General features: G+C 53.6%; 1 protein-coding gene. It reads right to left on the bottom strand.

Annotated features, from left to right (window positions below):
- On the bottom strand, positions 1-287 hold a 287-nt coding region (locus tag EJ063_RS20780), incomplete at its 3' end, for a motility-associated protein (RefSeq protein ID WP_244225224.1).
- Between the last annotated feature and the right edge of the window lie 71 nt (positions 288-358).

Here is a 358-nt window from a genome sequence, read left to right as displayed (position 1 = left end):
ATGCCCTCGAGGGCCAGCATGCCGCTGCGTCTGGCATTGCCAGCCAGGTTTTCCAGCAGTTCGGCCTGCTGCTGCATATCGAGTTTGAGAGGGGCCAGCAGCCACTTGAAACGCTTGAGAGTGCTGCCAACAACGGAGAAGGGGAACTGGGTCAAGGCGGCACCTATGGTACCTCCGATCACGATGAGGAAGGCGGGCAGATCGAGCAGGGCGCTGGGATGTCCACCCTCGATCATGTTGCCGCCCAGGATGGCGATCAATGCCAGGACCAGGCCGATTAAGCTCATTTTTTATACATCCCTGAATATTGATAATGGCTAGTGTAGCTATTTAAGTATCAGTTTTTCAAAATGATATC

It is taken from the genome of Vibrio aquaticus (assembly GCF_003970385.1).
GTDB lineage: Bacteria > Pseudomonadota > Gammaproteobacteria > Enterobacterales > Vibrionaceae > Vibrio > Vibrio aquaticus.
This window is presented reverse-complemented; position numbering and strand designations above follow the sequence as displayed.